General features: G+C 55.4%; 1 protein-coding gene. It reads left to right on the top strand.

All coding sequences use genetic code 11. The annotated features are described in order from the left end of the window. The first annotated feature begins 576 nt into the window (after window positions 1–576). Window positions 577–3,129, top strand: coding sequence for a heavy metal translocating P-type ATPase (locus JE47_RS0119765; RefSeq protein WP_031461394.1), 2,553 nt, complete (start codon window positions 577–579; stop codon window positions 3,127–3,129). Window positions 3,130–3,543: the final 414 nt, after the last annotated feature.

Below are 3,543 nucleotides of genomic sequence, written 5' to 3'. Positions count from 1 at the left end.
GGCCCGCATCGTGCGATTAACGCAGAGTGGAAAAGACGCCGCATTCAACACAATTGAAACGTCTCCTGCCTGGCCCGCATCGTGCGAAACGTAGAGTGGAAAAGGGCAATGTAAAAACTATTGGGTCTGTTCGATCACGCTCTCAGCCAGGGTTGAAAGACATGTGGAGCCTATCCGAAATATCTCGTCGCAGAACATGACATGAAGGTCAGCACAGGTTGCCCTGCCCCGTGCTGATGTGAATACCGTAGTGCTAGGATGTGCCGATGGTCGAATGACCAAAGTGCTGCTCACTAGTCAGGGTGTGAGACGATGACGCGATGCATACTATCCATACCACACGGGTCAGGAGAGCATCCGTTCTTACCCATACCCACCACACTGCCGTGAGAACATGGAGATGTAAGACACAGATGCACATGATAGCTCATACGGGATGTACATCGTGAGCATCGGATATGCTTTCCATCGGTGATACCCACTTGTAGGGTTACTGTGCCGTCGTGCCTCTAATGGTTTGGGGTTTGCCCGGTGAGACGATAAACGCAGCAATCCTTCAGAAAGGGACGCCATCCTATGTCCGAATGTGAAATCAGATTGCCGATTACCGGTATGACCTGTGCGAGTTGTTCGGCACGGGTCGAAAAGGCATTGCGTAAAGTACCGGGTGTTCTGACCGCCGAGGTCAATCTGGCGAGTGAACAGGCGTTGGTGCGTTATGATCCGACGCAGACGCAGCCTGAGCTGTTGCAGCAGACCGTTGAGCAGGCCGGTTATGGCGTGGTTGTTGACGAAGTAACCTTGCCGATTACCGGTATGACCTGTGCGAGTTGTTCGGCGCGGGTTAAGAAGGCGTTACGTAAGATACCAGGTGTATTGTCTGCCGAGGTCAATCTGGCGAGTGAGCAGGCGTTGGTGCGCTATGTGCCAGGTATGGTTGAACGCTCCAGGCTGGTAACGGCGGTTGAAGAAGCCGGGTACGGCGTTATTGAGTCTGCTGATGTCGGTGAAGCTGGCGAAGATGTTGAAGCACGGGTTCGCGAAGCCGAGATGAGCGAGCGACGGCGGCGATTGTTGGTCGGTATTGTCTTTGGGTTGCCGCTATTTGTGCTGTCGATGGCGCGAGATGTTGGTCTGATAACGCCGTGGCTGGTTGGTGATGGGGCGGCGATGATGGCGGTAATGCGCGATGCAACGATGTCTGAAATGATGGCGATGGTTGCAGCGCGTGACGATCTGCTGAACTGGCTGTTCCTAATACTGGCTACACCGGTTCAATTCTACGCGGGGCGCGATTTCTACCGCTACGCCTGGCGGGCACTACGTGCACGTACTGCTACCATGGATACGCTGATCGCTCTCGGTTCGTCGGCTGCCTATGTGTACAGTCTGGCGATCTTGATCAGCGGGATGCCTGGTCATGTCTATTTTGAGACGGCAGCGCTGATTATTACGCTGATCTTGGTCGGTAAATATCTTGAGGCGCGAGCAAAAGGGCAAACGAGTGCTGCGATTAAAGCCCTGATCGGACTTCAGCCGAAAACGGCACGAGTAGTACGTGGTGGACAAGAGGTTGATGTGCCGCTCACTGAAGTACGGGTTGGTGAGATGGTCATTGTACGTCCGGGTGAGAAGATTCCCGTTGATGGGGTCATTGTTACCGGCGAATCGACGATCGATGAGAGTATGCTAACCGGTGAGAGTCTACCGGTTGAAAAGCAGGCTGGCGATCCGGTTTTTGGGGGGACGATCAACCGTAGTGGTAGTTTCCAGATGCGAGCGACGCGGATTGGCAAAGATTCGGCTCTGGCGCAGATTGTGCGGCTGGTACAAGAGGCGCTGGGTTCAAAAGCGCCGGTGCAGGCATTGGTTGATCGTGTTTCAGCCGTGTTTGTGCCCATTGTGATAGCCATCGCTCTGATCACGTTTCTCGGTTGGTTATGGGCCGGGGTCGGTTTGACGCAGGCACTTATTTTTGCGGTGGCGGTATTGGTGATCGCCTGCCCGTGCGCGTTGGGTTTAGCGACTCCAACTGCCATCATGGTTGGGACGGGTACCGGTGCAGCGCATGGCATCCTGATCCGCAACGCCGAGGCTCTGGAGCGAGCAGCTACCTTGCAAATGGTGGTGTTCGACAAGACCGGTACGATCACGCATGGTCGTCCTGAAGTTACCGATATTGTGACAGTAACCAGGCCGGTATTGGTTCAGGGCATGCACAGTGCGCAGGTAACCGATCAGGAACTCCTGCAATTAGCGGCAGCAGCAGAAAGCCGAAGTGAGCATCCATTAGGGGTTGCCATTGTCAAGGCGGCGCAGGCCCGTGGGCTGACGGTCGAACGACCGACGCGCTTCCAGGCAGTTAGTGGCGCCGGGGTCGAGGCTGAGGTGCATGGGCAAAGGGTCCTGATCGGTACGGTGCGCTGGTTGCAGACGTATGGGCTGGATGTAGCACCGGTGCAAGCATTGGTTGATCAGTTACAGGAAGGCGGTAAGACGGCAATCGTTGTGGCAGTTGATGGTGAGGTTTGGGGCGTGATCGCCTTAGCCGATACGGTCAAGCCAACCGCAGCAGAGGCGGTAACCCAGTTGCGGCAGCTTGGGATCGCGGTTGCCTTGCTAACCGGTGATAATCAGCGCACGGCAGCCGCTATTGCAGCAGCAGTTGGCATTCCGCTAACCGCTGTGTATGCCGAAGTAAAGCCAGATGAAAAAGCGGCAGTTGTAGCGCGCTTGCAACAGGGTGGAGAGGCCGGTAAGCCGCAACGAGTAGCTATGGTTGGCGACGGGATCAACGATGCCCCAGCTCTGGCTCAGGCCGATGTTGGGATTGCGATGGGGAGTGGTACTGACGTGGCGATGGAAACGGCTGACATTACATTAATGCGCAGCGATCCGCGCGGAGTTGCTCAGGCTATCAGGCTTAGTCGCGCCACGGTACGCACCATTCGCTGGAATCTCTTTTGGGCTTTTGCCTACAATGTCGTATTGATCCCGGTGGCAGCAGGAGTTTTCTACCCCTTCACCGGCTGGCAGTTGAGCCCAGTACTGGCAGCGGCAGCAATGGCCTTTTCGTCAGTTTTCGTTGTCAGCAATTCGCTGCGGCTACGGCGGGTGAATATGACCTAAGCAAGGTGAGGGTGTCCTCACAGCACTGCGTGATTGCCAACGGTCGTATTGTGTTCAAGACATATTCTGTTAACGTGAGGATTTTCAACGTTTTTCCCGGTCACCAGCAGAGAGAAGCGGAGGGTCGGTTACTTAATGCGTCCGCAGCGCACGATAAGGTGCTGCGCTTCCCATGCCGATGCTAGTCTACAGCAAACCTTCACTTGTTTTGCCGATGATACCTTTTACCGCAGCGGTCGGGGCGGCTTCCCAACCTGCCCCCGATAGGTGCTGATGCTCCAGCCGATGGGTTCTTGCCGCGTATCAAGGCGACCGTGTGGACTAAGAACCTGATCAGAAACCCAGATTTCTCATCGGGCACGTACCATACCTGTGAAACCATCGCATGGAAGGTTACCAATATGCTTTCGCACC

It is taken from the genome of Chloroflexus sp. MS-G (assembly GCF_000735195.1).
Lineage (GTDB): Bacteria > Chloroflexota > Chloroflexia > Chloroflexales > Chloroflexaceae > Chloroflexus.
The sequence above is the reverse complement of the archived record's forward strand: the minus strand, read 5'-3'. Positions and strand labels throughout refer to the sequence as shown.